This window comes from Cupriavidus sp. 05N40, assembly GCF_056397305.1.
The window spans coordinates 1-25581 of the sequence record NZ_JBFTND010000183.1; the positions used below are offsets into that span (position 1 = coordinate 1).

The following is a 25581-nucleotide window of genomic DNA, read 5'->3' on the forward strand; positions in this document are numbered from 1 at the left end:
ACGTGCGCCAGGTGCGCAAGGACTGCGCCGCGGTGATCCTGTACACGGCCGAGAAAGCCACCTGGATGGCCGGCGAATCGGTGCAGATCCTGGGCGGCAACGGTTATATCAACGAATACCCGGTGGGCCGCCTGTGGCGCGACGCCAAGTTGTACGAGATCGGCGCCGGCACCTCGGAGATCCGCCGCATGCTGATCGGGCGCGAACTGTACGCCGAGACCATGTGATGCCGGCGTGACACCTGGCCGGGGGCCGGCATTGCGCCGGCCATCGCACCAAACAGCCAGCGCCGGTTTCCCGAACCAATTTACAATCTCCGGAACTTGTCGTCGTCTCTTCCTCGCCACCGGCCCGTGCCATGTCTCACTTCCCCAAGCTGCTGTCCTCGCAGATCGCGTACGACGTGGCCCGCACCATGCTGGACGGGTTCGACAAGCACTACCGCCTGTTCCGCGAAGTCAGCCACCAGGCCAAGCTGAGCTTCGAGGCGGCGGACTGGCACGGCCTGCAGCAGCTCCAGCGCGACCGCATCGCCTTCTATAACGAACGCGTGCGCGAGACCAGCCTGATCCTGGAGGACGAATACGATGCGGAAAACATCGAAGACGAGATCTGGCAGCAGATCAAGCTGCACTACATCGGCCTGCTGACCAACCATCACCAGCCCGAGCTGGCCGAGACCTTCTTCAACTCGGTGTGCACGCGCATCCTGCACCGCTCGTACTTCAACAACGACTTCATCTTCGTGCGCCCGGCCATCTCGACCGAGTACATCGAGAACGAGGAGTCGCCGACGCGGCCCACGTTCCGCGCCTATTACCCGGGCAGCCGCATCGGCATGGCGGCCTGCTTCGAGCGCATCGTCCACAATTTCCAGCTCGAACTGCCGTTCGAGGATCTGCGGCGCGACATCGACTACGTGGTGCGCGCGCTCAGCGATTACTTCGGCGACTTCCGCATCGCGCCGAATTTCCAGGTCCATGTGCTGTCGTCGCTGTTCTTCCGCAACAAATCGGCCTTCATCATCGGCCGCGTGCTCAACGCCGACCGTACTTATCCGCTGGCCATTCCCATCGTGCACACGCCCGAGGGCAAGCTCTCGCTAGACACGGTGCTGCTCAAGAAGGAACAGCTGCTGATCCTGTTTTCCTTCACGCRTTCGTACTTCATGGTCGACATGGAGATTCCCTCGGCCTACGTCACCTTCCTGCGCGACATCATGCCGCGCAAGCCGCGGGCGGAAATCTATACCTCGCTGGGGCTGCAGAAGCAGGGCAAGAACCTGTTCTACCGGGACTTCCTGCACCACCTGCAGCATTCGTCGGACAAGTTCATCAGCGCGCCGGGCATCAAGGGCCTGGTGATGCTGGTGTTTACGCTGCCTTCGTATCCCTATGTGTTCAAGGTGATCAAGGACTACTACCCGGCACCCAAGGAAACCACGCGCGAGCTGGTCAAGTCGAAGTACCAGCTGGTCAAGCGGCATGACCGCGTGGGCCGCATGGCCGACACGCTCGAGTATTCCAACGTGGCCTTCCCGCTGTCGCGCTTCGACGATGCGCTGGTGGCCGAGCTCACGCTGCATGCGCCGTCGATGATCGAATACCAGCGCGGCAAGGACGGCGGCGAGGAGATCGTGGTGCGCCACGTCTACATCGAGCGCCGCATGACGCCGCTCAATATCTGGCTGCAGGAGGGCACGGAAGCGCAGGTGGAGCATGGCATCGTCGAATACGGCAATGCCATCAAGGAACTGATCGCCGCCAATATCTTCCCCGGCGACATGCTCTACAAGAACTTCGGCGTCACGCGCCACGGCCGCGTGGTGTTCTACGACTACGACGAGATCGAGTACCTGACGGATATCAATATCCGTCGCGTGCCGCAGCCGCGCAACGAAGAAGAAGAGATGTCCGGCGAGCCCTGGTACAGCGTGGGCCGCCACGACATCTTCCCGGAGACATACGGTACCTTCCTGCTGGGCGACCCGCGCGTGCGCGCCGCCTTCCTGCGTCACCACGAAGATTTCTTCGATCCTGCCATGTGGCAGGCTCACAAGGACCGGCTGCTGGCCGGTCAAATCCATGATTTCTATGCCTATGATGTCAAAGAGCGTTTTATCAACCGCTACGGCACGGCCGACGCTAGCGCCTTGCCTGGCGACGTGCCGCCCGCCACTGGCGAACCCGTTCCCGCAAGGAGAGTCGCATGAGTGATGCCATCGCCCAGCTGTTCCGCAACAACCGCGAGTGGGTCGACCGCGTCAACGCCGAGGATCCCAGTTTCTTCATGCGCCTGGCCAACCAGCAGGCGCCCGAGTACCTGTGGATCGGCTGCTCGGACTCGCGCGTGCCGGCCAACCAGATCCTGGGCCTGGCGCCCGGTGAAGTGTTCGTCCACCGCAATATCGCCAACGTGATTGCCCACAGCGACCTCAACGCGCTGTCGGTGATCCAGTTCGCGGTGGAAGTGCTCAAGGTTCGCCATATCACCGTGGTGGGCCACTACGGCTGCGGCGGCGTGAAGGTCGCGCTCAAGCGCCAGCGCATCGGCCTGGCCGACAACTGGCTGCGCCATGTGCGCGACGTGGCCGACAAGCACGGCGCCTACCTCGGCACCATCACCCGCGAGGAAGATGCCCACACGCGACTGTGCGAGCTCAACGTGATCGAGCAGGTCAGCAACGTATGCCAGACCACGGTGCTGCAGGACGCCTGGAGCCGCGGGCAGGAAGTCACCGTGCACGGCTGGGTCTACGGCGTGTCCGACGGCCTGTTGCGCGACCTCGGCATGGCCGCCAGCAACAACGACGAACTGCACGAGCAGCTCGACGCAGCCTACCGCCAGTTCGGCGATCCGCCGCAGGCTTCGATCCGCTGACGCTAGCGACGCGGCGCAGCACCAGCGAATAACAGACAGGGCGGCCCTGCCGCCCGCCATTGCCAATATCACTGGAGACATTCCATGCAAGATCCCGTTGTCATCGTATCCGTGGCTCGCACGCCAATGGCAGCCTTCCAGGGCGAGTTCGCCGCGCTGACCGCGCCGCAACTCGGCTCGGCCGCCATCCGCGCCGCGGTGGAGCGCGCCGGCCTGGCGCCGGAGCAGATCGAGGAAGTGGTGTTCGGCTGCGTGCTGCCCGCCGGGCAGGGCCAGGCGCCGGCGCGCCAGGCGGCCCTCGGCGCGGGCCTGACGATGGGCGTGGGCTGCACCACGGTCAACAAGATGTGCGGCTCCGGCATGCGCGCCGCCATGACCGTGCATGACGCGCTGGTGGCGGGCGCCTTCGAGATCGCGGTGGCGGGCGGCATGGAAAGCATGACCAATGCGCCTTACCTGGTGCCCAAGGGCCGCAGTGGCTACCGCATCGGCCACGGCATGATCTTCGACCACATGATGCTGGACGGCCTGGAAGACGCCTATATCCGCGACGAGAAGGGGGGCGGGCGCTCGATGGGTACCTTCGGCGAGGACTGCGCGGCCAAGTACGGCTTCACCCGTGCGGCGCAGGACGAATTCGCCATGGAAAGCGTGCGGCGCGCGCAGCAGGCCACCGAGCGCGGCGATTTCCGCTGGGAGATCGCCGCGGTGACGGTGCCGGGCCGCGGTGGCGACACCGTGATCGACACCGACGAAGGCCCGCGCCGCATCAAGCTCGACAAGATCCCTTCGCTCAAGCCCGCCTTTGCCAAGAACGGCACCATTACCGCCGCCTCGTCCTCGTCGATCAACGACGGCGCCGCGGCGATGGTGATGATGCGCGAATCCACCGCGAAGCGCCTCGGCCTGGAACCGCTGGCACGCCTGCTCGGTCACACCACGCATGCGCAGGAACCGGGCTGGTTCACCACCGCGCCGGTGGAGGCCATCGGCAAGCTCTACCGCAAGCTCGGCTGGACCACCGACAGTGTCGACCTGTTCGAGATCAACGAAGCGTTCGCGGTGGTGCCGATGGCCGCCATGCACGACCTCAAGATCCCGCACGACAGGGTCAATATCCACGGTGGCGCCTGTGCGCTCGGTCACCCCATCGGTGCTTCGGGCGCCCGCATCATGGCCACGCTGATCGGCGCGCTGCGCAAGACCGGCGGCAAGCGTGGCGTGGCCAGCCTGTGCATCGGCGGCGGCGAAGCCACCGCCGTGGGCCTGGAAATCGTCTGAGCGCCGCCGCACCGGCGGCAACGTGGCGGCCCGCCGCTGCGTGGCCGCCTGCCTGAAACCCGACAAACAAGAAGGAGTACGCCTTGCCTACCGCTCTCATCCTTGGTGCCTCGCGCGGCATCGGTCTCGAATTCGTGCGGCAGTACCGCGCCGACGGCTGGCGCGTGCTGGCCGTGGCGCGCAGCGACGATGGCATCGCGGCCATCGAAGCGCTCGGTGCCGAGGCGCTGCGCGCCGACCTGACCGATGCGGGCCAGGTTGCCGGACTGGGCTGGAAGCTCGACGGCGAATCCTTCGACGTGGCGGTCTACAACGCCGGCGTGATCGGCCCGCGCACCGAAGGCGCGCAGCCGGTCTCGCGCGAGGATTTCGACGCGGTGATGCATGTGAACGTGCTGGGACCGATGATGGCGTTGCCCCTGCTGTTGCCGATGGTCGAGACCGGCCGCTCGGGGCAGGGCGGCGTGCTGGCGGTGCTGGCCTCGCGCATGGGCAGCATCGGCGCCATGGACAGCAACCGCAGTTGGCTCTACCGCGTCAGCAAGGCGGCAGCCAACGCGGCGCTCAAGGCCGCCTCGCTCGACGCGCGCCATGCTACCTGCCTGGCCTTCCACCCGGGCTGGGTGCAGACCGACATGGGCGGCAAGGAAGCCGACATCACGCCCCAGCAGAGCGTTGCCGGCATGCGCCGCGTGATCGCCGGCGCGACACGGCACGACAACGGCGGCTTCCGCAACTACGACGGCGGCGTGATCCCGTGGTAAGCGCCACGCCCGCCGCGCCGCAGGCGACCGCCTTTCTTACCGCAACCACAACCACAACGCCATCAGTGACCTGACATGCTGCTCACGCCCGAACAGGAAATGATCCGCGACGCCGTGCGCCAGTTCGCACAGCAGGAAATCGCGCCGCACGCCGCCGCCTGGGACCGCGACAAGGTCTTTCCCAAGGCCGTGCACCGCGAGCTGGCCGCGCTCGGCGCCTACGGCGTGGCGGTGCCGGAGCAGTATGGCGGCGCCGGGCTGGACTATCTCTCGCTCGCGCTGATCCTGGAGGAGATCGCGGCCGGCGACGGCGGCACCTCCACCGTCATCAGCGTCAACAACTGCCCCGTGTGCAGCATGTTGATGGCCTTCGCCAGCGAAGCGCAGAAGCAGCAGTGGCTGGTGCCGCTGGCGCGCGGCGAGATGCTGGGCGCCTTCTGCCTGACCGAGCCGCACGTCGGCTCGGACGCCTCCGCGCTGCGTACCGCCGCCGTGCGCGACGGCGACCACTACGTGCTCAACGGCGTCAAGCAGTTCATCACCAGCGGCCAGAACGCCGACGTGGCGATCGTGCTGGCGGTGACCGACAAGGCGGCCGGCAAGCGCGGCATCAGCGCCTTCGTGGTGCCGACCACCACGCCCGGCTACGTGGTCGCGCGCATCGAGGACAAGCTCGGCCAGCATTCTTCCGACACCGCGCAGATCCTGTTCGAGGATTGCCGGGTGCCGGCGGCCAACCTGCTCGGCGAAGAGGGCGCCGGCTACAAGATGGCCCTGTCCGGGCTGGAGGGCGGCCGCATCGGCATTGCCTCGCAAAGCATCGGCATGGCGCGCGCCGCCTTCGAGGCGGCGCTGGCCTACGCCAAGGAACGCGAGAGCTTCGGCCAGCCGCTGTTCGCGCACCAGGCGGTGCAGTTCCGCCTGGCCGAGATGGCGACCAAGATCGAGGTGGCGCGCCAGATGGTCTGGCACGCCGCGTCGCTCAGGGATGCCGGGCGTGCGTGCCTGAAGGAGGCCGCCATGGCCAAGCTGTATGCCAGCGAGATGGCCGAGGCGGTCTGCTCGGCCGCCATCCAGGTGTTCGGCGGCTATGGCTATGTCAGCGATTTCCCGGTCGAGCGCATCTACCGCGACGTGCGCGTCTGCCAGATCTACGAAGGCACCAGCGATATCCAGAAGATCCTGATCGCGCGCGCGCTATCCTGACGGCACTTGTCCCCCGCGGGCCGGCGGCAAGCCGGGGACAAGCCAACGCACCACCGAAGCACCGAAGCACCGGATTCATCGCAGCATCGACCCCCGGCCAGACCCCAGGAGCATCGTGGCCTGGCACCCGATCCTGCTCGGGGTGGTGTTCAAGACCACGGGCAGCGCGCCGCTGCCGCAGGTGCCGCTCAAGGGCGAATACTGCTRGCTGGATTTCGAACGCACGGCACGCTTCCACGACATCGAGTACCAGCGCCCGACGCATTTCCCGCTGCCCACCACGCAGGCCGCGCGCGCCATGCTATGGCTGCAGAACCATCACGGCGACGACATCGCCACCGCGTTCGCCAAGGCGGTCTACCGCGCGCTGTTCGTGGACGATATCAATATCGCCGAGCCGGCCGAGCTGGTGAAGCTGGCCGAGCCGCTCGGCATCGATGCGCACGCCATGGACGCCGGCRCCAGCAGCTTCCAGATCAAGGACCAGCTCAAGGCCGAGATCGAGGTCGCCATGGCCAAGGGCGTGTTCGGCTCGCCCTTCGTCATCATCGACGGCGCGCCGTTCTGGGGCTTCGACCGGTTCGACCAGATCGAGGCCCTCCTCAAGAGCCGGCGCCCGACGGAGCTGCGCGCGGTGGCCGCCAGCCCCGCAAGCACACCCGGCAACACAGATAGCAGCAAGGAAAAGAAACCCGCATGAATGCCAGCATCAAGCCGATCCGCCATCCCCGCTTCGATTGCGTGATCTTCGATTGCGACGGCGTGCTCGTCGACAGCGAGCCCATCGTCAACCGCGTGCTCAACCAGATGCTCAACGAGCTTGGCATCGAGATCTCGCTCGAGGATTCCACCAGGTGGTTCCTGGGCCGCGCGGTGCGCGAGGAGCTGGACAATATCGCCCTCAGGCGCGGCGCGCCGCTGCCGAAGAACTGGCTGTCGCAATGGCTGGCGCGGCGCAATGCCGTGCTCGAGGCCGAGGTGCAGGCCGTGCCGCACGTGCGCGAGGCGGTCACCGCCATCGCCGCGGCTGGCCTGCCCATCTGCGTGGCCTCCGGCGCGGACCGCGTCAAGGTCAAGCTGCAGCTGAGCCGCACCGGACTGGTGGCACTGTTMCAGCAGGATGAGCGCGAGCACATCTTCTCGTCCACCGAGGTCGAGCGCAGCAAGCCCGCGCCCGACGTGTACCTGCTCGCCGCGCGCACCATGAACGTGGAGCCGTCGCGCTGCGCGGTGATCGAGGACAGCCCGGCCGGCATCACCGCCGGCGTGGCGGYGGGCATGACGGTGTTCGGCTACGCCGCGCGCAACGATGCCGCCTCGCTGCTGGCGGCCGGCGCGCGCAGCACCTTCACGGATATGCGCGAGCTGCCGGGGCTGATCGGATGAAGGCGCGCGCGCCCGGCACCGGCGCCTGTCCCTGCGGCGGCGGCGACTATGCCGCCTGCTGCGGGCGCTTTCACCGCGGCGAGGCCTTGCCGTCCAATGCCGAGCAGCTGATGCGCTCGCGCTACGCCGCCTATGTGCTGGGCGATGAGAACTGGCTGCGCCAGACCTGGCATCCGTCGACCTGCCCGGATGACCTGGCTGCCGATGCCGGCGCGCGCTGGCTCGGCCTTGCGGTCAAGGCGCACGCGCAGCAGGACGAGACGCACGCGCAGGTGGAGTTCGTCGCGCGCTACAAGGTCGGCGGGCGCGCTTTCCGGCTGCACGAGCGCAGCCGCTTCGTACTGGAGCCGCGCGCCGCCGGCGAGGCGCCGCGCTGGCTCTACCTGGATGGCGACATGCTTGGGGAGACACCATGACATTGAAAGCCGCAGCAAGCAGCAAGAATGCAGCCGCGCATGAAATCGCGCATGAGACCGCGCATGAGACCGAATACCTGCTGTACGGTTTCGCGCAATCCGGCAATGCCTACAAGGTGGCCCTGCTGCTGGAGACCATCGGCGTGCAGCGCCGGCGCCAGTTGTGGACGCCGCGCTTCGTCGACTACTTCAACGGCGAGACCCATACGCCGGAGTATCGTGCCATCAACGAGATGGGCGAGGTGCCCGTGCTCGAGTTCGACGGCCGCCGGCTGTCGCAGTCGGGCGCCATCCTCGACCTGCTGGCGCAGCGCCTCGATGCATACGGCCCCGCCAGCGAGGTCGAGCGCTCCGAGGTATTGCGCTGGCTGCTGTTCGACAACCACAAGTTCACCGCCTACACCGCCACCTACCGCTTCCTGCGCACCTTTGCCAAGGCGCCGGATCCGGCGGTGCTGCAGTTCCTGCGCCAGCGCTGCGAAGGCGCCTGGAGCGTGCTCGACGCGCATCTGTCCGGGCGACCGTACGTGCTGGGAGAGCGTCTGACCATTGCCGATTTCTCGCTGGCCGGCTACGTGTTCTTCGACGACGAGATCGGCGTGCACTGGCGCAAGGAGTATCCGCGCATCCATGCCTGGACCGAACGCCTGCGTGCGCTGCCGGGCTGGAAGCATCCGTACGATCTGCTGCCGGGGCACCCGCTGGACAGGCGGGGCTGAATCCGGCGCCCGGGCTGTCCTTCTAGCCGCATTCGTCGGCGCAGTCGATGGCCCCGGTCAGCGGGGTTTGGGCATGCGAGGCCACACCGCATGTGGAGATACGCGCATGCTGACGGCGAGATGCCGGGGGCCATGGCCTTCTTCGTGGTTCGTCGCTCAACACGCTGCTAACGTGTAAAGCCGGGAATGTTTGCCAAGGGACCGGGGAGCTCCCTACCATGACTCTCCCCAACGCGCACGCCAGTGCCGCCCGCCTGCCCCCCCGCGCAGGCAGTGCAGGCCGCAGGCGCGCTCAACAAAGGAGGGTTTCCTTGGAAAACCAGTCCCAATCCCTGCCGCCAGTGCCCGCCGCGCCTTCGCTCGGCGAGCGCAGCCTGCGCGCGGTGTGGCATCCCTGCACGCCGCTGCGCCCTGACGCCGGCGAGCCGCCGCTGGCGATTGCCCGCGGCGAGGGCCCGTGGCTCCATGGCGAAGACGGCCAGCGCTATTTCGATGCCACCAGCTCGTGGTGGGTCAACCTGTTCGGCCACGCCAATCCCGATATCAACGCCGCGCTGCGCGCGCAGCTCGATACGCTCGAGCATGTGATGCTGGCCGGCTGCACGCACGCGCCGGCGGTGGAGCTTGCCGAGCGCCTGTCGGCGCTCACCGGCGGCGCGCTCGGCCATGTCTTCTATGCCAGCGACGGCGCGTCCGCCGTCGAGATCGCGCTCAAGATGAGCTTTCACTACTGGCGCAACACCGGGCTGCCGGGCAAGCGCGAGTTCGTGTGCCTGCGCCACGGCTACCACGGCGAGACCGTGGGCGCGCTGGCGGTGACCGACGTGGCGATCTTCCGCGACGCCTATGATCCGATGCTGATGCAGTCGCATGTGGTGATGTCGCCGGATGCGCGCCAGGCGGCGCCGGGCGAAAGCGCGGCACAGGTGGCGCAGCGTGCGCTGGATGAGCTCGAAGCGCTGCTGCAGGCGCGCGGCGGCCAGATCGCCGCGCTGATCGTCGAACCGCTGATCCAGTGCGCGGCCGGCATGGCGATGCACGATCCGCTTTACCTGGCGGGCGTGCGCGCGCTGTGCGACCGCTACCGCGTGCACCTGATCGCCGACGAGATCGCGGTGGGCTGCGGACGCACCGGCACCTTCTTCGCATGGGAGCAGGCGCGCACGCAGCCGGCGGGCGGCGCGGATGCAGGGCCGCTGCCGGCGCACCTGTGGCCCGATTTCCTGTGCCTGTCCAAGGGCATCAGCGGCGGCTACCTGCCGCTCTCGCTGGTGATGTCGCGCAGCGCGCTCCAGCATGCCTTCGTCTCGGCGCCGCACGAGCCGGACCGCGCCCGCAGCTTCCTGCACTCGCATTCCTACACCGGCAATCCGCTGGCCTGCCGCGCCGCGCTTGCCACGCTCGAGCTGTTTGCGCGGCACGACGTGGTGGCGCACAACCGGCTGCGCGCGCAATGGCTCGCGCAGGCCATGGCCGGGCTGGGCGCCGATGCGCGGCTCGAGCAGGTGCGCCAGCGCGGGCTGATCTGGGCCGCCGACGTGCGCGAGGAATATGTGCCGGTAGGCGCCGGCGATTTCGCCGCGCGCTTCCACCACGCCGCGCGCGCGCACGGCGTGCTGATCCGCCCGATCGGCCGCACGCTCTATGTCATGCCGCCCTACGTGTTCGACATGGACATGGCGCAGTGGCTGGCGGACCGGCTGCAAGCCACACTCGACACGGTACTGCCCGGCGCCTCGGCGCCGCAGGCGGCGCCGGCGCACCCCAAGGAGATACGCGATGCTGCTTGAACACCTGACGCTGGCCGCCGCCGAACGCGACGGCCAGGCCCTCACGCGGCGCCGCCGCACCGCGCACACCGCCTGCGCTCCGCACCAGGAAGTCAGCGACGCCTGCGGCGGCGAGCGCCATGCGCTGCTGACCTTCTGCAGCAACGACTACCTCGGCCTGGCCAATCATCCCGCGCTGATCGAAGCCCTGGGCGAAGGCGCGCGCCGGTACGGCGCCTGGCCAGGGCCAAGGTGAGCCGCTATCCTCACCGCGACGTGGCCGCGCTGGACAAGCTGCTGGCCGAGTCCCCCACCCCGCTCAAGCTGATCGTCACCGACAGCGTGTTCAGCATGGATGGCGACCTGGCGCCGCTCGATACGCTGCTGGCGCTGGCCGAACGGCACGACGCCTGGATCATCGTGGACGATGCGCACGGCTTCGGCGTGCTGGGCGAGCAGGGCCGCGGCGTGCTCGAGCACTTCGCGCTGACCTCCCCGCGCATCATCTATATCGGCACGCTGGGCAAGGCCGCCGGCGTGGCGGGCGCCTTCGTGGCCGCGCATGGGACCATCATCGATCACCTCGTCAACACCGCGCGCCAGTACATCTACACCACGGCCGCGCCGCCCGCGGTGGCGCATGCGGTGTCGGCCAGCCTGGCGCTGATCGCCGGCGAGGAGGGGCACCAGCGCCGCGCCCACCTCGGCGAGCTGATCCGCACCCTGCGCGGCGGACTGGCCGGCCTGAGCCGCGCCGCCGGCTGGCGCCTGGGCGAGAGCGCCACCGCGATCCAGCCCGTGATCGTGGGCGACAACGTGGCCGCGCTGGCCTTGTCCGCGACGCTGGAAGCGGACGGCATCCGCGTCGGCGCGATCCGTCCGCCCACCGTGCCGGCGGGCACCGCGCGCCTGCGCATCACCTTGTCGGCTTCGCATGCGCAGGCCGATGTGGAGCGCCTGCTGGCCAGCCTGGGCAGCGTGGTGCCGCGCAAGGAGATGGCATGAGCGTGCAGCCGTTCGCCTGTTTCGTCACGGGCACCGATACCGGCGTCGGCAAGACCCACGCCAGCGCCACCTTGCTGCATGCGCTGCGCGCGGCCGGCCGGCGCGCCGTGGGCATGAAGCCGGTGGCCAGCGGCAGCGAATGGCGCGGCGACCACTGGCATAACGACGATGTGGCCCAGCTGCGCGCGGCCAGCGCGGTGGACGTGCCGCAGGCGCTGACCTGCCCCTTCTTGCTGCGCACGCCGGCATCCCCGCACCTGGCCGCCGCCGCGGAAGGCGTGCGCATCACCCGCGAGCCGATCCGCGCCGCCTTTGCCGGATTGCAGGCGCGCGCGGACGCCGTGGTGGTGGAGGGCGTGGGCGGCTTTCGCGTACCGCTCGACGGCGCGCCCCCCGAGGCGGGCGGCTGGGACACGGCCGCGCTCGCCATGATGCTTGACCTGCCGGTGGTGCTGGTGGTGGGCATCCGCCTGGGCTGCCTCAACCATGCGCTGCTCACCGCCGAAGCCGTGCGCGCGCGCGGCCTGCACCTGGCCGGCTGGATCGCCAACCGCATCGATCCGGCCATGGACCTGAGCGACGAGAACATCGACACGCTGCGCCAGTCGCTGGATGCGCCCCTGCTCGGCACGCTGCCGTGGCAGGTGCCGCCGGCGGAAGCCGCCAGCCGGCTGGCGCTCGCGCCGCTGCTGGCCTGAGCCGGCGCCAGCCTCACGAATACCGCAAGACATCCTGGAAAAGACAACGATCATGACCAACACGACCTTTGCCGGCGAGACCGTCGCCACCATCTCCGCCGACAGCCTGCGCCAGACCGCGCGCCGCTTCACCGAGGCCGCTCCCGCCAAGCCTGGCGACTGGGCCGTGGCCGACGTCGCGGCGCTCTACGCGCTGCCCTTCAACGACCTGCTGTTCCGCGCCCAGCAGGTGCACCGCGAGCACTTCGATCCCAATGCCGTGCAGCTCTCCACCCTGTTGTCGATCAAGACCGGCGGCTGCGAGGAAGATTGCGGCTACTGCCCGCAGAGCGCGCACCACGATGCCGGCGTCACGGCCGGCAAGCTGATGGCGCTGGACGAGGTGCTGGAAGCCGCGCGTGCCGCCAAGGCCAGCGGCGCCGGGCGCTTCTGCATGGGCGCGGCATGGCGCAGCCCCAAGGAGCGCCACCTGGAGCCGGTGATCGAGATGGTCAAGGAGGTCAAGGCGATGGGCCTGGAGACCTGCGTCACGCTGGGCATGCTGGAGGCCGAGCAGGCGCGCCGCCTGAAGGATGCCGGCCTGGACTACTACAACCACAACCTCGACACTTCGCCCGAGTTCTACGGCGAGATCATCACGACCCGCACCTATCAGGACCGCCTGGACACCATTGGCCATGTGCGCGACGCCGGCATCAACGTCTGCTGCGGCGGCATCGTCGGCATGGGCGAATCGCGCGACGCGCGTGCCGGCCTGATCGCCCAGCTCGCCAACATGGACCCGTACCCGGAATCGGTGCCCATCAACAACCTGGTCGCCGTGGAGGGCACGCCGCTGGCCCACGCCGAGCCGCTCGATCCGTTCGAGTTCGTGCGCACCATCGCGGTGGCCCGCATCACCATGCCGCGCGCCATGGTGCGCCTGTCGGCCGGGCGCGAGACCATGGACGACGCGCTGCAGGCACTGTGCTTCATGGCCGGCGCCAACTCCATCTTCTACGGCGACCGCCTGCTGACCACCGCCAACCCGCAGGCCGACCGAGACCGCGCGCTGCTGGCCCGCCTGGACATCCGGACCGAGGGCTACGCCGGCTGACCTTGCCGGCATGGCGGCACAGGTTGCGTGGCGGACGCAGCGCAAGGCCCCCGGTGCCTGCGCGAGGCGGTCCGCCACGCGCACCACGAAGCCGGCAGCCATCCCCATTCCCCCGCTCCTCTGCCATCTCTGCGAAAATACGACGAAACGCGACAAGAACCCCACCGTGGAGAAGAGATGAAGTTGCAGCTGTATGTGCCGGACGGCCGTTACCAGCCCTGGACCGACGGTTTTGCCGAAGCCCTGCCCGAGGCGCAATGCGTGACCTGGGAAGACAGCAAGAACGAGCGCGCCGACTACGCCGTGGTGTGGCGCCCGCCGCTGGAAATGCTGCGCGGGCGCACCGACCTCAAGGCTGTGTTCAACCTTGGCGCCGGCGTGGACGGCATCCTGCGGCTGCGCGACGCTGACCCGCAGGCGCTGCCGGACGGCGTGCCCATCGTGCGCCTGGACGATGCGGGCATGGCTGCCCAGATGATCGAATACGTGACGCACGCGGTACTGCGCTACTTCCGCCGCCTCGACGAGTATTCGCTGGCCCAGCAGGCCGGCAACTGGCGCTTCCTCAAGCCGCATCGCCGCGCCGACTTCACCGTGGGCGTGATGGGCGTGGGCACGCTCGGCGCGCAGATCGCGCAGGCGCTGGCCGGCTTCGGCTTCCCGGTGCGCGGCTGGAGCCGCACGGCACGCGAGATCGAGGGCGTGCAGGGCTTCTCCGGCGAGGCTGGCCAGGCCGGGTTCCTGGACGGCCTGCGCGTGCTGGTCAATGTGCTGCCGCTGACGCCGGAAACCGAGAACATCCTGGACGCCGGGCTGCTCGGCAAGCTGGCCAAGGGCGCCTACCTGGTCAACGTGGCGCGCGGCCCGCACCTGGTCGAGGAAGACCTGCTGGCGGCCGTGCAGTCCGGCCAGATCGCCGGCGCCATGCTCGACGTGTTCCGTACCGAGCCGCTGCCGGCCGAGCATCCGTTCTGGCGCGAGCCGCGCATCACCATCACCCCGCATATCGCCGCGCTGACCCTGCGCGAAGACAGCATCGCCCAGATCGCCGGCAAGATCCGCGCGCTCGGCGCGGGCCAGCCGATCGCCGGCGTGGTCGACCTGCAGCGCGGTTACTGAAGACACACACAGGAGCGCGGCGTGCGCGCCGCGGTCGAAGACAGCACAAGGAGGAGACGCCATGACCCTGCCCAACTATGTGAAGATCGTCGAGGTCGGCCCGCGCGACGGGCTGCAGAACGAAAAGGCGATGGTGCCGACCGAGGTCAAGGTCGACCTGATCAACCGGCTCAGCGATGCCGGCTTCGTCAATATCGAGGCGGCCTCGTTCGTCTCGCCCAAATGGGTGCCGCAGATGGCCGACGGCGCCGACGTGATGGCGCGCATCCAGCGCCGCCCGGGCACGCTGTATTCGGTGCTCACGCCCAACCTCAAGGGCTTCGAGGGCGCGGTGGCCGCCGGGGCGGACGAGGTGGTGATCTTCGGCGCCGCCAGCGAGGCCTTCTCGCAGAAGAACATCAACTGCTCGATCGCCGAGTCCATCGCGCGCTTCGAGCCGGTGGCCGCCGCCGCCAAGGATAAAGGCCTGCGCCTGCGCGCCAGCATCTCGTGCGCGCTGGGCTGCCCCTACCAGGGCGAAGTGCCRGTGCACGCGGTGGTGGACGTGGTGCGCCGCATGCGCGAGCTTGGCTGCGACGAGATCGWCATCGCCGACACCATCGGCGTGGGCACGCCCGGCCGCGTGCAGGAAGTCATGCACGCGGCGGCGGCGGAGTTCCCGGCCGACCGCCTCTCGGGCCATTTCCACGATACCTACGGCCAGGCGCTGTCCAATATCCTGGCCAGCATGCAGGCCGGCATCTCGACCTTCCACGCCTCGGTCGCCGGTCTCGGCGGCTGCCCTTACGCCAAGGGCGCGACCGGCAATGTCGCCACCGAAGATGTGTTGTACATGCTGCACGGCATGGGCATCCACACCGGGATCGACCTGGAGCAGGTGGTGCGCGCCGGCGATTTCATCTCGCAGTCCATCGGCCGCGCCAACAGCTCGCGCGTGGGCCGCGCGCTGCTGTCCAAGTGGGCGGCGGCCGCCGATGCCGCTGGCGCCGCGCCTGCCTGCGTGTGAGACAGATACGGAACAGATGATATGAACGATCGCTCCCTGCATGGCTCCCTGGATAGCGCTGATGCGTCGGCGACGCTGCCCGAGGCGGCCCAGCGCGTGGCCGGCCTGCTGGCCGGCCTGGGCCACGCCAAGCCCGTGGTGATGCTGCCGGCCACCGGCAAGACCTCGGCCGAGGCCGCGGCCGGCCTCGGCTGCTCGGTGGCCGAGATCGCCAAGTCCATCATATTCCGCCGCGTCGCCGACGATGCGCYGGTGCTGGTGATCGCCAGCGGCAGCAACCGCGTCGACGAGGCCAAGGTGGCCGCCGTGGTCGGGCCGCTCGGCAAGGCCGATGCGAAATTCGTGCGCGAGAAGACCGGCTATGCCATCGGCGGCGTCTGCCCGATCGGCCACGCGGTGGCGCCGGTGATGCTGCTCGACAGCGACCTGTTCCGCTACGACAGCCTGTGGGCTGCCGCCGGCCATCCGCACGCGGTGTTCAACCTCACCCCGCAGGAGCTGCAGCGCATGACCGGGGCCGCGGTGGCTGACGTGGCGCAGCGCGGGCTGGCATGATGCCGCGGCGTGCCCACCGCGGCTGGCACTGACGCCATGTCGCGGCTTTCCCGCCTGGTCGCCGAGCTGACGCGCGGCGCGCAAGCCGCGCAGCACGCGCAGCCGGTGCCGTCGCCGTGCCGCAATGTCTGCCGCATGGATACGGCCAGCGGCTACTGCGAAGGCTGCCTGCGTACCATCGAGGAAATCGCCGCCTGGTCCGGCAGCGACGACGCCGGCAGGCGCGCGACCTGGGCGCGCCTGCCCGCCCGCGCCGCGCAACTGGCGGCGCAGGCCTGCGCGGGACCGCGCGCCTGCGACACCGACTGAGGTTTCCCGACAGAAGTTTCCCGACAGAAGTTTCCCGACTGAGGTTGCCCATGACTGCTGTCCACGATCCTGCTGTCATCGATTGGTACTTCGACCCGATCTCGCCGTTCTCCTATCTCGCCTTCGAACGGCTGCCGCGCGTGCTGCCGGCCGGTGCGCGGGTACGCTACGTGCCGGTGCTGTTCGCGGGCCTGCTGCGGCACTGGGGCAATGTCGGCCCGGCCGAGATCGCGCCGAAGCGCCGCTTCACCTTCGAGCATGTGGCCTGGATCGCGCACCGCGACGAGACCCCGCTCGCCATGCCCGCCGTGCACCCCTTCAATCCGCTGCCCCTGTTGCGGCTGGCGGTGGCGCTGGAGCTGGACGGCAGGCTGTCGCGCGAGACCCTGGCGCCGCTGTTCGGTTTCGTCTGGCAACAGGGGCGCGTGCCGCAGCAACAGGCGGATTTCGACGCGCTGTGCGCCACGCTGGGCGTACCCGCCGCTGCGCTGGCGCAGGAGGCGGTGAAGGCGCGCCTGCGCGAGCACGGCGAAGAGGCGGTGTCGCGCGGCGTGTTCGGCGTGCCCACCGCCATCGTGCAGGGGGATGCCGCGGGGCAGCTGTTCTGGGGCCTGGACGCGCTCGACATGCTCGGCGCCCGGCTGCGGCAGGATCCGTTCTTTGCCTCCGCTGCATTTCGCRCCGCCGGCGCGCTGCCTGTCGGCCCGGGCCGCGCGGACGCGCCGAAGCCCGCCGGCCAGTAGCAGCGCAGCGGCACGACAAGCCGTACAAGAGCAAGAGCAAGAGCCGGAACAAGAGCAAGAACAAGAGACGAGACAACGCCAGATGCCCGAACCCTTCACGCCACCAGTCCTGCCGGCCACCCTGCGCGTGTTCGAGCGCGGCTGGCTGTCGGCCAACAACATCCTGTTCCTCGACGGCGACGACACCGCGCTGGTCGATTCGGGCTATGTCACGCATGCGCCGCAGACGCTGGCGCTGGTCGAGGCCGGCCTGCGCGGCCGGCCCCTGCGGCGCCTGGTGAACACCCACCTGCACTCCGACCATTGCGGCGGCAACGCCATCCTGCAGCGGCGCTGGCAGCCGCGCACGCTGATTCCGGCGGCGGAGGCCGCCGCCGTGCAAGGCTGGGATGACGACATGCTCAGTTATCGCGCCACCGGCCAGCAATGCGACCGTTTCGGCTTCGATGACGTGGTGCAGGACGGCGATGTGCTGCGCCTGGGCGGCATCGACTGGCAGGCGGTCGCCGCGCCCGGGCACGATCCGCACGCGGTGATGCTGTTCGCCCCGCAGGAGCGCATCCTGATCTCGGGCGACGCGCTGTGGGAGAACGGCTTCGGCGTGATCTTTCCCGAACTCGACGGCGAGAGCGGCTTCGCCGAGCAGGCTGCGGTGCTGGAGCGTATCGCCACGCTCGGCGCGCGCGTGGTGATACCCGGCCACGGCCGGCCCTTCACCAATCTGGCCGCCGCGCTCGACGTGGCCGGCGCCCGCCTGGCCTACCTGCGCGCCGACCCCGCGCGCAACGCCGCGCATGCGGTCAAGGTGCTGCTGAAGTTCAAGCTGCTCGAGCAGCAGCGCATGCCGTATGGCGCGCTGCTGGCATGGATGGAGCAGACGCCGCTGATGCAACGCATCCATGCCCGCTTCATGGACGGCGAGGATCTTGGCGGCATGCTCGGGCGCATGCTGGCGTCGCTGGTGAAGGCCGGTGCGCTGGCGATGGAAGGCGCGGACGTCTGCAATCGCGACTGAGCGGCGGCGGCGCCCTCGTTTTCCGTTTGATCGCGCCAGCCGGACGCCGTAGCATGTAGGCAAGCGCCCCGACCATTTGCGAGGAAGCCGCCGATGCCTGTCTTTCCCGTCGTRTTGCTCCAGCCCCTGGTTGCCCATCTTTCGCCCTCTGCGATCCACGCGCACGGCGCCGACCTGCTGGTCGAACTGGCCCCCTTCCTGCTCGGCGGCGCACAGGTGCGCACCGCGCTGCGGCTCGACGGCCTGAGCCTGCCCAGCCGCAGCCTGGCAGAGCTGGCGGGCAGGCGCCTGCGTTTTCCGCTCAATCCCGAGCCGGGCTACATCGACGGCTCGCTCTATGTGGAAGGCCGTCACCACGCGGTCGACGTCAGCGAGCTGCGCTTCGGCGAGCTCGACGCGCAGGGTCTCGACGTGGCGATCGAAGGCCGCATTCATTTCGATGACGGCGCCGGTTTCGACGACACCGCGCTGAGCCTGGCGGCCCGCATCGCCGCGCCGCTGTCCGAGCCCGAGCTCGATGCCGCGATCGACCGCGCCGCGGCCGAGGCAGGCATCGCCAGCGCGCGCCAGGCCGGCAAGGCGATGGCGATCCTCAGCCGCGATCCGCGCCTGCGCCATGCCGACATGGCCCTGCTGCATGCGCGCGTGCAGGCCCGCCTGCTGATCGCCGGGGCAATGGCCCGCGGCGGCGGGTCCCGGCGCTGAACGGTGACAGGAACGCGAGGACACACCATGCAAGCGCTCCACGGCCAGGGCTTCCAGCTTCGTCCGTTTCGCTACACCGACGTGCCGCAGTTCGTCGCGGCCGTGCATGAATCGCTCGACACCGTGGGCAAGTGGATGCCCTGGTGCCACGCCAGCTACAGCGTGCGCGATGCCGAGAGCTGGTTCGACATGTGCACGGAAGCCATGGGCACCGGCGAAGCCTATGACATCGGCGTGTTCGCGCCGGACGGCAGGGAGCTGTACGGCGGCGTCTCCATCAACCAGATCAACCGCGACTACAACTTCGGCAACCTCGGCTACTGGATACGGCAGAGCCGCCAGCGCCAGGGGCTTGGCGCGCGCGCGGCCGACCTGATGGCCTGCTACGGATTCCACCGGCTCGGGCTGACGCGGCTCGAGGTGGTCGCCGCGGAGAACAATGTGCTCAGCCGCGCGGTGGCGGAGAAGATCGGCGCGCAGTTCGAATGCATCGCACGCAACCGGCTGGTGCTGCACGGGGTACCGTGCGCGGCGGCAATGTACTCGCTGGTACCGCCGTGGTACCAGGCTGCCGGCCAGGCCGGCAGCGCGCGGAAATCAGGCGCCGCGTGAGGCGCTACTTCGTGATGGCGAACGCGTAGGTCCGTTCATCCTGCCTCGGCACCACCTTGTAGCCCTTCCTGGCCGCCCAGACATTGATCTGGAAATACAGCGGGATCACGCCATAGTCCTTGATCCCGACCTCGGTCGCCTCCTGCAGCAGCTTCTCGCGCGCACGGTCGTCGATGGTGGTCAGCGCGGTGGTCAGCTTGGCATCGAGTGCGGCATTGCTGTAGCGCCCGCGGTTGGATGCGCCCCAGCCGCGGGCGGGATCGTAGGTGGCCAGCAATGACTTGAGCGAGGAGCCGGCTTCGCCGGTGTCGGCGCCCCAGCCGGCCAGCATGAAGGAGAAGTCGAGCTTGTTGGCGCGCGTGAAGAAGGTGGCGGACGGCATGGCTTCGACGCGCGTCTGGATGCCGACGCGCGCGAGCATCGAGGCGATGGCCTGCGCCACCTGCTCGTCGTTGACGTAGCGGTTGTTGGGCGCGTGCAGGGTAAGCTGGAAGCCGTCCGGGTAGCCGGCATCGGCCAGCAGCTTCCTGGCCGCGGCGGCGTCGAAGGTGTCTGGCTTGAGCGACGGCACGTAGCCGAACAGCGTGGAGTTGACCAGCTGGCCGGTGGGCTCGGCGGCGCCTTCCATCACGCGCTCGACGATGGCCTGGCGCGAGATGGCATGCGAGATGGCCGCGCGCACGCGCGGGTCCTTGAGCGGGTTCCTGGCGAGCGGCTTGCCGGCCTTGTCGGCGGCGAAGGGCGTGACGTCGCGGTTGCTGTCCAGGTGCAGGTACATCATGCGGAAGGTCGGCACCTTGAACACGCTCACGTTCGGATCCGAGGAGAGCTTCCGGATATCCGAGGTGGGCACGTTCTCGATGACCTGCACGTCGCCGGCCAGCAGCGCGGCCACGCGCGGGGCGTCGCTGGTGAGGATGCGCAGCGAGACGGTGTCCCACTCGGGCTTGTTGCCCCAGCAATTGTCGTTGCGGGCCAGCTCGATGCGGTCGCCCTTGCGGAAGCTGACGAACTTGAAAGGCCCGGTGCCGACCATGGCGCGGCCGCTGTTGAAGTCGTCGCCGGTGGCATTCTCGGCGACCTTCTTCGACACCATGTAGATGGTGGAGAGGTCGTTGGGCACCAGCGGGTACGGCCCGTTGGTGGTGATGCGCACGGTCAGCTTGTCGACCGCGACGATGTCCTTGAAGCCCTTGGTGTAGATGGTGTACGGCGAGGGGCTGTTCTTGACGGTGGCGGGGCGGTTGAGCGAATAGACCACGTCGGCCGAGGTGAATTCGCTGCCGTCGTGGAATTTCACGCCGGGGCGCAGCTTGATTTCCCAGGTGGTGTCGTCGACCGGCTTCCAGGACAGCGCCAGGGCGGGCTTGAAGCGCATCTTCTCGTCCTTGGCGATCAGCGCTTCGAACATGTGCTCGGCCACGTTCGCATTGGGCGTGACGTTGTGATAGTGCGGGTCGAGCGAGGTGATGTCGCCGGACAGGCCGATGGTCAGCCCGGCGGCCATGGCGGACGGGGAGAGCGATGCGCAGGCGAGGCTTGTGGCGAGTGCTGCGGCGCCAAGGGCGCGGCGGATGATGGTCATCGGGTGGTCCCTGTTGGCTTGGAGCGGTGAGGCATTGTCGGGACTCGCCGGCGCGGGTGTCAAGGCGGGCCGACCCGCAGCGCCGGATGCACCGCGGCGAGGCGGCGATGCACGCTGCGCGTGCTTCTTTCCGCGTGCCTTGCCGCGCTTTCACCGTGGCAAGGCACGGGCGCGGTGCGACTGGCCTGCCGCGAATCGGCGCGACTGTCCCTGTGCGGCCTGGCGGCCTGGCCGTATATTGGATGCAGCGCGCGCAGCCGCGCTGTCCGCCAATGCAACTGCAAGCTCCCGACGACCATGCTGAAGATCCTGGGAAAGGCCTCCTCCATCAATGTGCGCAAGGTGCTGTGGTGCTGCGACGAACTTGGCCTGCCCTTTGAGCGCGAGGACTGGGGCTCGGGCTTTCGCGCTACCGATACGCCGGCGTTCCTGGCGCTCAATCCCAACGCGATGGTGCCCGTGCTCGACGACGGCGGCTTCGTGCTGTGGGAGTCGAACGCCATCATCCGCTACCTGGCGGCGCAATACGGCGGCGCGGCCATCTATCCCGCCGCCCCGCGCGTGCGCGCGCGCATCGACCAGTGGATCGACTGGCAGGCGTCGGAGCTGAACCCCGCCTGGCGGTACGCCTTCATGGCACTGGCGCGGCAGTCGCCAGCGCATCAGGACGCTGCGCTGGTCGAGGCGTCCGTCGCAGGCTGGTCGCGCTGCATGGGCATCCTCGAGCGGCAACTCGCCGCCACCGGCGGCTATGCCGCCGGCAGCAGTTTCTCGCTCGCCGATATCCCGCTCGGCCTCTCGGTCAACCGGTGGTACGCCACGCCGCTGGCGCACCCGGACTATCCCGCGGTGGCGGCGTACTTCGCACGCTTGCGTGGCCGCGCGGGGTTTGCCCGGCACGGTTGCAACGGCATTTCCTGAGGCGGGCGGCCTGCGCCGCCGCTCAGAACGAGGTGCGCAAGCCGATCTTGACGTTGCGTCCCGCCAGCGGCGCGATGTCGCGCAGGATCGAGGTCGAACTGCGGGCGTCCTGGTTGGTCAGGTTGTCGCCGCGCAGGTAGATCAGCGTCTGGGTGCCGGCCATCTTGAACTTGTAGGTGATGGACAGGCCGAGCAAGGTATAGCCGTCGGTGGGCGTGTCGTTGGCCGGCACGCGCGATTGCCGCGCGGCGTAGGTCACGTCCGCGCGCGCGCCCCAGGGCCCCGCGCCGTAGACGATCGCGCCGCCCAGGCGCAGCGGCGACAGGCGCGGCAGCGGCTCGCCGGTGGCGCGGTTCTCGCCGTGCACGTAGTCGGCGCGCGCTTCCAGGTCGACGGTGTCGCTGCCGGTCAGCAGCTTCTGCGCCACGCGCGCGCGGCCTTCGGCCTCGAATCCATACAGCGTGGCCGGCACGCCCATGTACTGCATCACCGGCAGCGCGCCGGCGCTGCCGGGCGTCACGAAATCGCCTTCCGCGTCGCGCGCGGTGCCGGTATTGGTCAGCGCCAGGTAGTTCGAGAAGCGGCTGTAGTAGCCAGAGATGCCGGCGCTGTGCGGGCCGGACTTGAAGCGCAGGCCCAGGTCCAGCGAGGTGGCGCGTTCCTTGGCGGCGTTGGGGTCGCCTTGCTCCCACGAGCCGGTGGCCACGTGGGGGCCGTTGGCGTAGAGCTCGTAGAAGGTGGGAGCGCGCTCGGTGTAGGCCAGGTTGCTGGTCAGCGACCAGGCCGGGGCCAGCTTGTAGAGCAGGCCGGCCGAGGCGCTGCCGGCGTTGAAGCTGCGGCTGGCGTCGGAAAAGCGGTCGTTGCCGTCGGYATGTGCCTTGACGCTGGTGTGGTCCATGCGGCCGCCCAGGTTGAGCTTGAGGTCGCCGTCGGCGGTCAGCGGCATTTCCTCGAAGATGAACAGGGCGGCGTTGTCGGTGTCGGTGCTCGGCACGAAGGCTTCCTCGCCCAGCGCCGAAAAGCGTGTCGAGCCGAACTGGGTGCCGATCACGCCGGTCATGTTGCCGATGCGCGCATGCTTGGCTTCGAAGCGCGCGTCCCAGCCGTTGTTCTTGAAGATGGTGCCGGTCTGGCCGGACTCGATTTCCTTGTGCTCGTAGTCGGTATAGCTGAACTTGCCCTTGACCGACTCGATGAAGCCGCCGGTCTGGTTGGCCAGGTTGCGCGCTTCTCCCTCGAGCGCGAAGCGCTGCTGGCGCATCTGCAGGCGCACGTCGTCCTCGGCCGGGGTGCCGTACTCGTTGTGGTACTCGCTGTAGTTGGCGCCGACGAAGCCGTCGACCCAGGTGTAGGAGCCGCCCAGCGAGCCGCCTTGCTGCTGTGCGTTGCTGTTGGGCAGGCGGCCGTAGGCCTCGGATTCGCCTGCGGGCAGYGGCTGGCTGTTGCGCAGGCTGGCGCTGCGCGCATAGCCGGGGATGCGCAGGTCGCTGGTCTTGCGCACGAAGCCGTCGGCGTGGACGGCGAACTGCCCGTTGCCGGCCTCGACCAGCCCGCTGGTGCCGCGCGCGCCGTCGCCGCCGGCGGTCGCGCTGGCGTCCACCGTGCCGCTGACGCCCTCGATCGGCTCCTTGGGGATGCGGTTGTCGATCACGTTGACCACGCCGCCGATGGCGTTGCCGCCGTACATCAGCGCGGCCGGCCCGCGTACCACTTCGATGCGCTCGGCCACCAGCGGGTCCACCGGCACCGCGTGGTCGTTGGAAAGCGTGGAGGCGTCGATGGTGCTGCCGCCGTTCTGCAGCACCTTGATGCGGTCGCCGTCCAGGCCGCGGATGATCGGGCGGCTGGCGTTGGGGCCGAAATAACTGGAGGACACGCCCGGCAGCTTGTCCAGCGTCTCGCCCAGCGTGCTGGCCTGGCGTACGGCGAGGGCGTCGCCGCCGAGGCTGGAGACCGGCGCCACCAGGTCGGTGAGCTCGCTGCCGAGCGGATTGGCGGTGACCACCACTTCGCGCAGGGTCGCGGCTGCCGGGGTGGCGGCAGGGGCAGCGGTGGCGGAGGTGGCCGGCGCGGCGGGAGCGGCAGGCGTGCCCTGCGCCAGGGCGCAGGTGGAGGCCGAGGCGATCAGGGCCACGACGGCGGCCAGCGGCGTGCGCCGCAGGAAATATTCTTGTTGGAGGCGGTAAGACATGGCTCGCGGTGCTCTTGGATGCTGTCGAGCGCGCGGCGCCGGCGCCCGCACGTGTGCCTCGGGCTGCCCGGCGCGGCAGGAAGGCGCGGGCGGCGGCGGGCACGGATTGCGGATCGTGGCGCGTTGCGTCAGGGAACGGGCGGCGGCATGGCTGCCGCGGCCCGGAAATCAGGCGAGAGCGGAGACGGCCGGAGGCGCGCGCGAGTGGAAGGGCCTGGCCGGCGGCAGGTCAGGCTTGCGCCAGCCCTTGGTTGGCGGCAGCGGGGATTGCAGGTGTGTCAGCGCCGGCAGGGCCGGCGTGCCGCAATGGCTTGCGGCCACGGTGGCGCCGTCGAACAGGACGCAGAAGTGCCCGGCCAGCTTGAGCGACAGCGGGGTGTCGGGTTCGGGCTGGGCCACGTGTCCGGACGCGCTGGCCGCGGCGGCGGCAACGGCGGCCGGGAATTCGTGCGTGGCGCTTTCGCGCTCGCCGGCCAGCGCCGGCGCATACAGCAGCCCGCCGTGATGGATGCGGTGGGTCAGCCCGGCATGCTGGGACAGCAGCAGGCATAGCGCCAGCCACAACGCCGGCCACAGGCCGAGGCCATGCGCGCGGCGGCGCTGCAGGCGCTGCCAGGGAGGCAGAGGCTTAGTGGCCATGCCCGCCGTGCCCGTCGTCGTGGCCATGCGCGTGACCATGCGCGTGGCCGTGATGATGGCCATGGCCGTGGTCATCGCAGCCGCAGTCGTCGCCATGCACGTGATCGTCGTCCAGGCCATCTTCCCAGGCCGGGAACGGGTCGGGGTAGCTCGCCCAGGCTTCGGGGCCGCCCGCCATCTCGGCATCGGTCAGCAGACAGGCGTCGAGCAGCGCTTCCAGCGCGGGGCGGTCTAGGTCCTGGCCGATCAGCACCAGTTCCTGGYGGCGGTCGCCGAAGGGAGCGGGCTGGCCGTCCACGGTCATGTCGGCTTGGATCTCGGCGCGGCTGTCTTCTTCCTCGGGCCATTCGGACGCATCCAGCGCGGCCCACCAGGCGCCGGCGCCGCCGTGGCGGCACACGCCGCCGGCCTGGCCCCAGGTGCCCGCCGTGTCCATGCGGGTGGCCAGCCAGAAGAAGCCCTTGGAGCGCAGCACGCTGCCGTGCTCGCGCAGCCATTCGGTGTGGATCAGGTCGGCGAAGCGCTGCGGGTGCAGGGGGCGGCGGCGGCGGTAGACGAAGCTGCCGATGCCGTAGGCCTCGCTTTCCGGCACATGCTCGCCACGCAGCTCGGCCAGCCAGCCGGGGGCGGCGGCGGCGGCGTCGAAGTCGAAGCGGCCGGTGTCGAGCACGCTGTCCAGCGCTACCTTGCCGAAGCTGGCCGGCACGATGGCCGCGCGCGGGTTGAGCGAATGCAGGATGCCGGTCAGGCGCGCGCGTTCGGTGTCGCTGACGAGGTCGAGCTTGTTGAGCACGATCACGTCGCAGAATTCCACCTGCTCGATCAGCAGGTCCACCACGGTGCGGTCGTCGTCCTCGTCGCGGGCCTGGCCGCGGTCCTGGAGGAAATCGGCTTCGTTGAAGTCCTGCAGGAAATGCGCGGCGTCGACCACCGTGACCATGGTGTCCAGGCGGGCGATGCT

The 25581-nt window shown here is 69.2% G+C and carries 25 protein-coding genes and 2 pseudogenes; 23 read left to right on the forward strand and 4 right to left on the reverse strand.

Annotation, left to right across the window (positions count from 1 at the left end; all coding sequences use genetic code 11):
* From AC1DO7_RS31420 to AC1DO7_RS31525, 22 genes and pseudogenes are all read left to right on the forward strand, one after another.
* Positions 1-227: acyl-CoA dehydrogenase family protein (locus AC1DO7_RS31420; protein WP_441650184.1), on the forward strand; the 227-nt coding region annotated here is incomplete at its 5' end.
* A 131-nt stretch (positions 228-358) separates the two neighbouring features.
* Positions 359-2212, forward strand: coding sequence for a bifunctional isocitrate dehydrogenase kinase/phosphatase (gene aceK / locus AC1DO7_RS31425; RefSeq protein ID WP_477116973.1), 1854 nt, complete (start codon positions 359-361; stop codon positions 2210-2212).
* Positions 2209-2880, forward strand: a complete 672-nt coding sequence (can, locus tag AC1DO7_RS31430; RefSeq protein WP_441617392.1) for a carbonate dehydratase — start codon at positions 2209-2211, stop codon at positions 2878-2880. The genes aceK and can overlap by 4 nt, the downstream gene beginning before the upstream one ends.
* An 84-nt stretch (positions 2881-2964) precedes the next feature.
* Positions 2965-4161: an acetyl-CoA C-acetyltransferase gene (locus AC1DO7_RS31435; RefSeq protein WP_441617394.1), complete on the forward strand. Its 1197-nt coding sequence runs from the start codon at positions 2965-2967 to the stop codon at positions 4159-4161.
* Positions 4162-4244: 83 nt separating this feature from the next.
* On the forward strand, positions 4245-4925 hold the full coding sequence (locus AC1DO7_RS31440; RefSeq protein WP_441617396.1) for an SDR family oxidoreductase: 681 nt from the start codon (positions 4245-4247) through the stop codon (positions 4923-4925).
* A gap of 75 nt (positions 4926-5000) precedes the next feature.
* On the forward strand, positions 5001-6131 hold the full coding sequence (locus AC1DO7_RS31445) for an acyl-CoA dehydrogenase family protein (protein WP_441650193.1): 1131 nt from the start codon (positions 5001-5003) through the stop codon (positions 6129-6131).
* Positions 6132-6246: 115 nt separating this feature from the next.
* Positions 6247-6831: pseudogene (locus AC1DO7_RS31450) on the forward strand (DsbA family protein); the annotation flags it as partial.
* Complete coding sequence (locus AC1DO7_RS31455) at positions 6828-7517, forward strand: HAD family hydrolase (RefSeq protein ID WP_477116974.1); 690 nt, start codon at positions 6828-6830, stop codon at positions 7515-7517. The pseudogene AC1DO7_RS31450 and the gene AC1DO7_RS31455, both read left to right, overlap by 4 nt.
* The gene (locus AC1DO7_RS31460; RefSeq protein WP_477116975.1) at positions 7514-7933 is read left to right on the forward strand and encodes a YchJ family metal-binding protein; all 420 of its coding nucleotides are present in this window, start codon (positions 7514-7516) and stop codon (positions 7931-7933) included. The genes AC1DO7_RS31455 and AC1DO7_RS31460 overlap by 4 nt, the downstream gene beginning before the upstream one ends.
* Complete coding sequence (locus AC1DO7_RS31465; RefSeq protein WP_477116976.1) at positions 7930-8652, forward strand: glutathione S-transferase family protein; 723 nt, start codon at positions 7930-7932, stop codon at positions 8650-8652. The genes AC1DO7_RS31460 and AC1DO7_RS31465 overlap by 4 nt, the downstream gene beginning before the upstream one ends.
* Before the next feature lie 311 nt (positions 8653-8963).
* Positions 8964-10442, forward strand: a complete 1479-nt coding sequence (gene bioA / locus AC1DO7_RS31470; RefSeq protein ID WP_441650198.1) for an adenosylmethionine--8-amino-7-oxononanoate transaminase — start codon at positions 8964-8966, stop codon at positions 10440-10442.
* A pseudogene (locus AC1DO7_RS31475) lies at positions 10432-11426 on the forward strand (aminotransferase class I/II-fold pyridoxal phosphate-dependent enzyme). Before bioA ends, AC1DO7_RS31475 begins: the two are co-directional and overlap by 11 nt.
* Complete coding sequence (gene bioD, locus AC1DO7_RS31480; protein WP_441650200.1) at positions 11423-12124, forward strand: dethiobiotin synthase; 702 nt, start codon at positions 11423-11425, stop codon at positions 12122-12124. The pseudogene AC1DO7_RS31475 and the gene bioD overlap by 4 nt, the downstream one beginning before the upstream one ends.
* Positions 12125-12176: 52 nt before the next feature.
* Positions 12177-13220: a biotin synthase BioB gene (bioB, locus tag AC1DO7_RS31485; protein WP_441650201.1), complete on the forward strand. Its 1044-nt coding sequence runs from the start codon at positions 12177-12179 to the stop codon at positions 13218-13220.
* Between the two features lie 177 nt (positions 13221-13397).
* Positions 13398-14339: a 2-hydroxyacid dehydrogenase gene (locus tag AC1DO7_RS31490; protein ID WP_441617414.1), complete on the forward strand. Its 942-nt coding sequence runs from the start codon at positions 13398-13400 to the stop codon at positions 14337-14339.
* Positions 14340-14400: 61 nt separating this feature from the next.
* A complete protein-coding gene (locus tag AC1DO7_RS31495) occupies positions 14401-15345 on the forward strand; it encodes a hydroxymethylglutaryl-CoA lyase (protein ID WP_477116977.1) in 945 nt (314 codons plus the stop codon).
* Between the two features lie 21 nt (positions 15346-15366).
* Positions 15367-15900 (forward strand): YbaK/EbsC family protein, encoded by a 534-nt coding sequence (locus AC1DO7_RS31500; protein WP_477116978.1) that lies wholly within the window; start codon positions 15367-15369, stop codon positions 15898-15900.
* 36 nt (positions 15901-15936) lie between these two features.
* Positions 15937-16209: a DUF1289 domain-containing protein gene (locus tag AC1DO7_RS31505; protein ID WP_441617419.1), complete on the forward strand. Its 273-nt coding sequence runs from the start codon at positions 15937-15939 to the stop codon at positions 16207-16209.
* Between the two features lie 50 nt (positions 16210-16259).
* Positions 16260-16952 (forward strand): DsbA family protein, encoded by a 693-nt coding sequence (locus AC1DO7_RS31510; RefSeq protein ID WP_477116979.1) that lies wholly within the window; start codon positions 16260-16262, stop codon positions 16950-16952.
* An 82-nt stretch (positions 16953-17034) separates the two neighbouring features.
* Positions 17035-17967 (forward strand): MBL fold metallo-hydrolase, encoded by a 933-nt coding sequence (locus AC1DO7_RS31515; RefSeq protein ID WP_441617423.1) that lies wholly within the window; start codon positions 17035-17037, stop codon positions 17965-17967.
* A 93-nt stretch (positions 17968-18060) separates the two neighbouring features.
* Positions 18061-18672 (forward strand): hypothetical protein, encoded by a 612-nt coding sequence (locus tag AC1DO7_RS31520; RefSeq protein ID WP_441617424.1) that lies wholly within the window; start codon positions 18061-18063, stop codon positions 18670-18672.
* Between the two features lie 27 nt (positions 18673-18699).
* Positions 18700-19284 (forward strand): GNAT family N-acetyltransferase, encoded by a 585-nt coding sequence (locus AC1DO7_RS31525; RefSeq protein WP_441617425.1) that lies wholly within the window; start codon positions 18700-18702, stop codon positions 19282-19284.
* 4 nt (positions 19285-19288) lie between these two features.
* Here the strand turns inward: AC1DO7_RS31525 and AC1DO7_RS31530 are convergent, their stop codons facing one another.
* Positions 19289-20869 carry an ABC transporter substrate-binding protein gene (locus AC1DO7_RS31530; RefSeq protein ID WP_477116980.1) on the reverse strand — a complete coding sequence of 527 codons (1581 nt, stop codon included), beginning with the start codon at positions 20867-20869 and terminating at the stop codon, positions 19289-19291.
* A gap of 297 nt (positions 20870-21166) precedes the next feature.
* Between AC1DO7_RS31530 and AC1DO7_RS31535 the strand changes: the two genes are divergently transcribed.
* The gene (locus AC1DO7_RS31535) at positions 21167-21790 is read left to right on the forward strand and encodes a glutathione S-transferase family protein (RefSeq protein WP_441617428.1); all 624 of its coding nucleotides are present in this window, start codon (positions 21167-21169) and stop codon (positions 21788-21790) included.
* A 22-nt stretch (positions 21791-21812) separates the two neighbouring features.
* Here the strand turns inward: AC1DO7_RS31535 and AC1DO7_RS31540 are convergent, their stop codons facing one another.
* The 3 genes from AC1DO7_RS31540 to AC1DO7_RS31550 all read right to left on the reverse strand — a co-directional run.
* Positions 21813-23981 carry a TonB-dependent receptor gene (locus AC1DO7_RS31540; protein ID WP_477116981.1) on the reverse strand — a complete coding sequence of 723 codons (2169 nt, stop codon included), beginning with the start codon at positions 23979-23981 and terminating at the stop codon, positions 21813-21815.
* Between the two features lie 168 nt (positions 23982-24149).
* Positions 24150-24620 carry a hypothetical protein gene (locus AC1DO7_RS31545; protein WP_441617431.1) on the reverse strand — a complete coding sequence of 157 codons (471 nt, stop codon included), beginning with the start codon at positions 24618-24620 and terminating at the stop codon, positions 24150-24152.
* Positions 24610-25581, reverse strand: a 972-nt coding sequence (locus AC1DO7_RS31550; RefSeq protein ID WP_477116982.1) for a GTP-binding protein, incomplete at its 5' end; no start/stop codon positions are given. The genes AC1DO7_RS31550 and AC1DO7_RS31545, both read right to left, overlap by 11 nt.

Bases quoted from the DNA above. Each gene is read 5' to 3' on its own strand.
- can (WP_441617392.1), top strand. From the start codon at position 2,209: ATGAGTGATGCCATCGCCCAGCTGTTCCGCAACAACCGCGAGTGGGTC.
- AC1DO7_RS31435 (WP_441617394.1), top strand. From the start codon at position 2,965: ATGCAAGATCCCGTTGTCATCGTATCCGTGGCTCGCACGCCAATGGCA.
- AC1DO7_RS31445 (WP_441650193.1), top strand. From the start codon at position 5,001: ATGCTGCTCACGCCCGAACAGGAAATGATCCGCGACGCCGTGCGCCAG.
- AC1DO7_RS31460 (WP_477116975.1), top strand. From the start codon at position 7,514: ATGAAGGCGCGCGCGCCCGGCACCGGCGCCTGTCCCTGCGGCGGCGGC.
- AC1DO7_RS31465 (WP_477116976.1), top strand. From the start codon at position 7,930: ATGACATTGAAAGCCGCAGCAAGCAGCAAGAATGCAGCCGCGCATGAA.
- bioD (WP_441650200.1), top strand. From the start codon at position 11,423: ATGAGCGTGCAGCCGTTCGCCTGTTTCGTCACGGGCACCGATACCGGC.
- bioB (WP_441650201.1), top strand. From the start codon at position 12,177: ATGACCAACACGACCTTTGCCGGCGAGACCGTCGCCACCATCTCCGCC.
- AC1DO7_RS31490 (WP_441617414.1), top strand. From the start codon at position 13,398: ATGAAGTTGCAGCTGTATGTGCCGGACGGCCGTTACCAGCCCTGGACC.
- AC1DO7_RS31505 (WP_441617419.1), top strand. From the start codon at position 15,937: ATGTCGCGGCTTTCCCGCCTGGTCGCCGAGCTGACGCGCGGCGCGCAA.
- AC1DO7_RS31515 (WP_441617423.1), top strand. From the start codon at position 17,035: ATGCCCGAACCCTTCACGCCACCAGTCCTGCCGGCCACCCTGCGCGTG.
- AC1DO7_RS31525 (WP_441617425.1), top strand. From the start codon at position 18,700: ATGCAAGCGCTCCACGGCCAGGGCTTCCAGCTTCGTCCGTTTCGCTAC.
- AC1DO7_RS31530 (WP_477116980.1), bottom strand. From the start codon at position 20,869: ATGACCATCATCCGCCGCGCCCTTGGCGCCGCAGCACTCGCCACAAGC.
- AC1DO7_RS31535 (WP_441617428.1), top strand. From the start codon at position 21,167: ATGCTGAAGATCCTGGGAAAGGCCTCCTCCATCAATGTGCGCAAGGTG.
- AC1DO7_RS31545 (WP_441617431.1), bottom strand. From the start codon at position 24,620: ATGGCCACTAAGCCTCTGCCTCCCTGGCAGCGCCTGCAGCGCCGCCGC.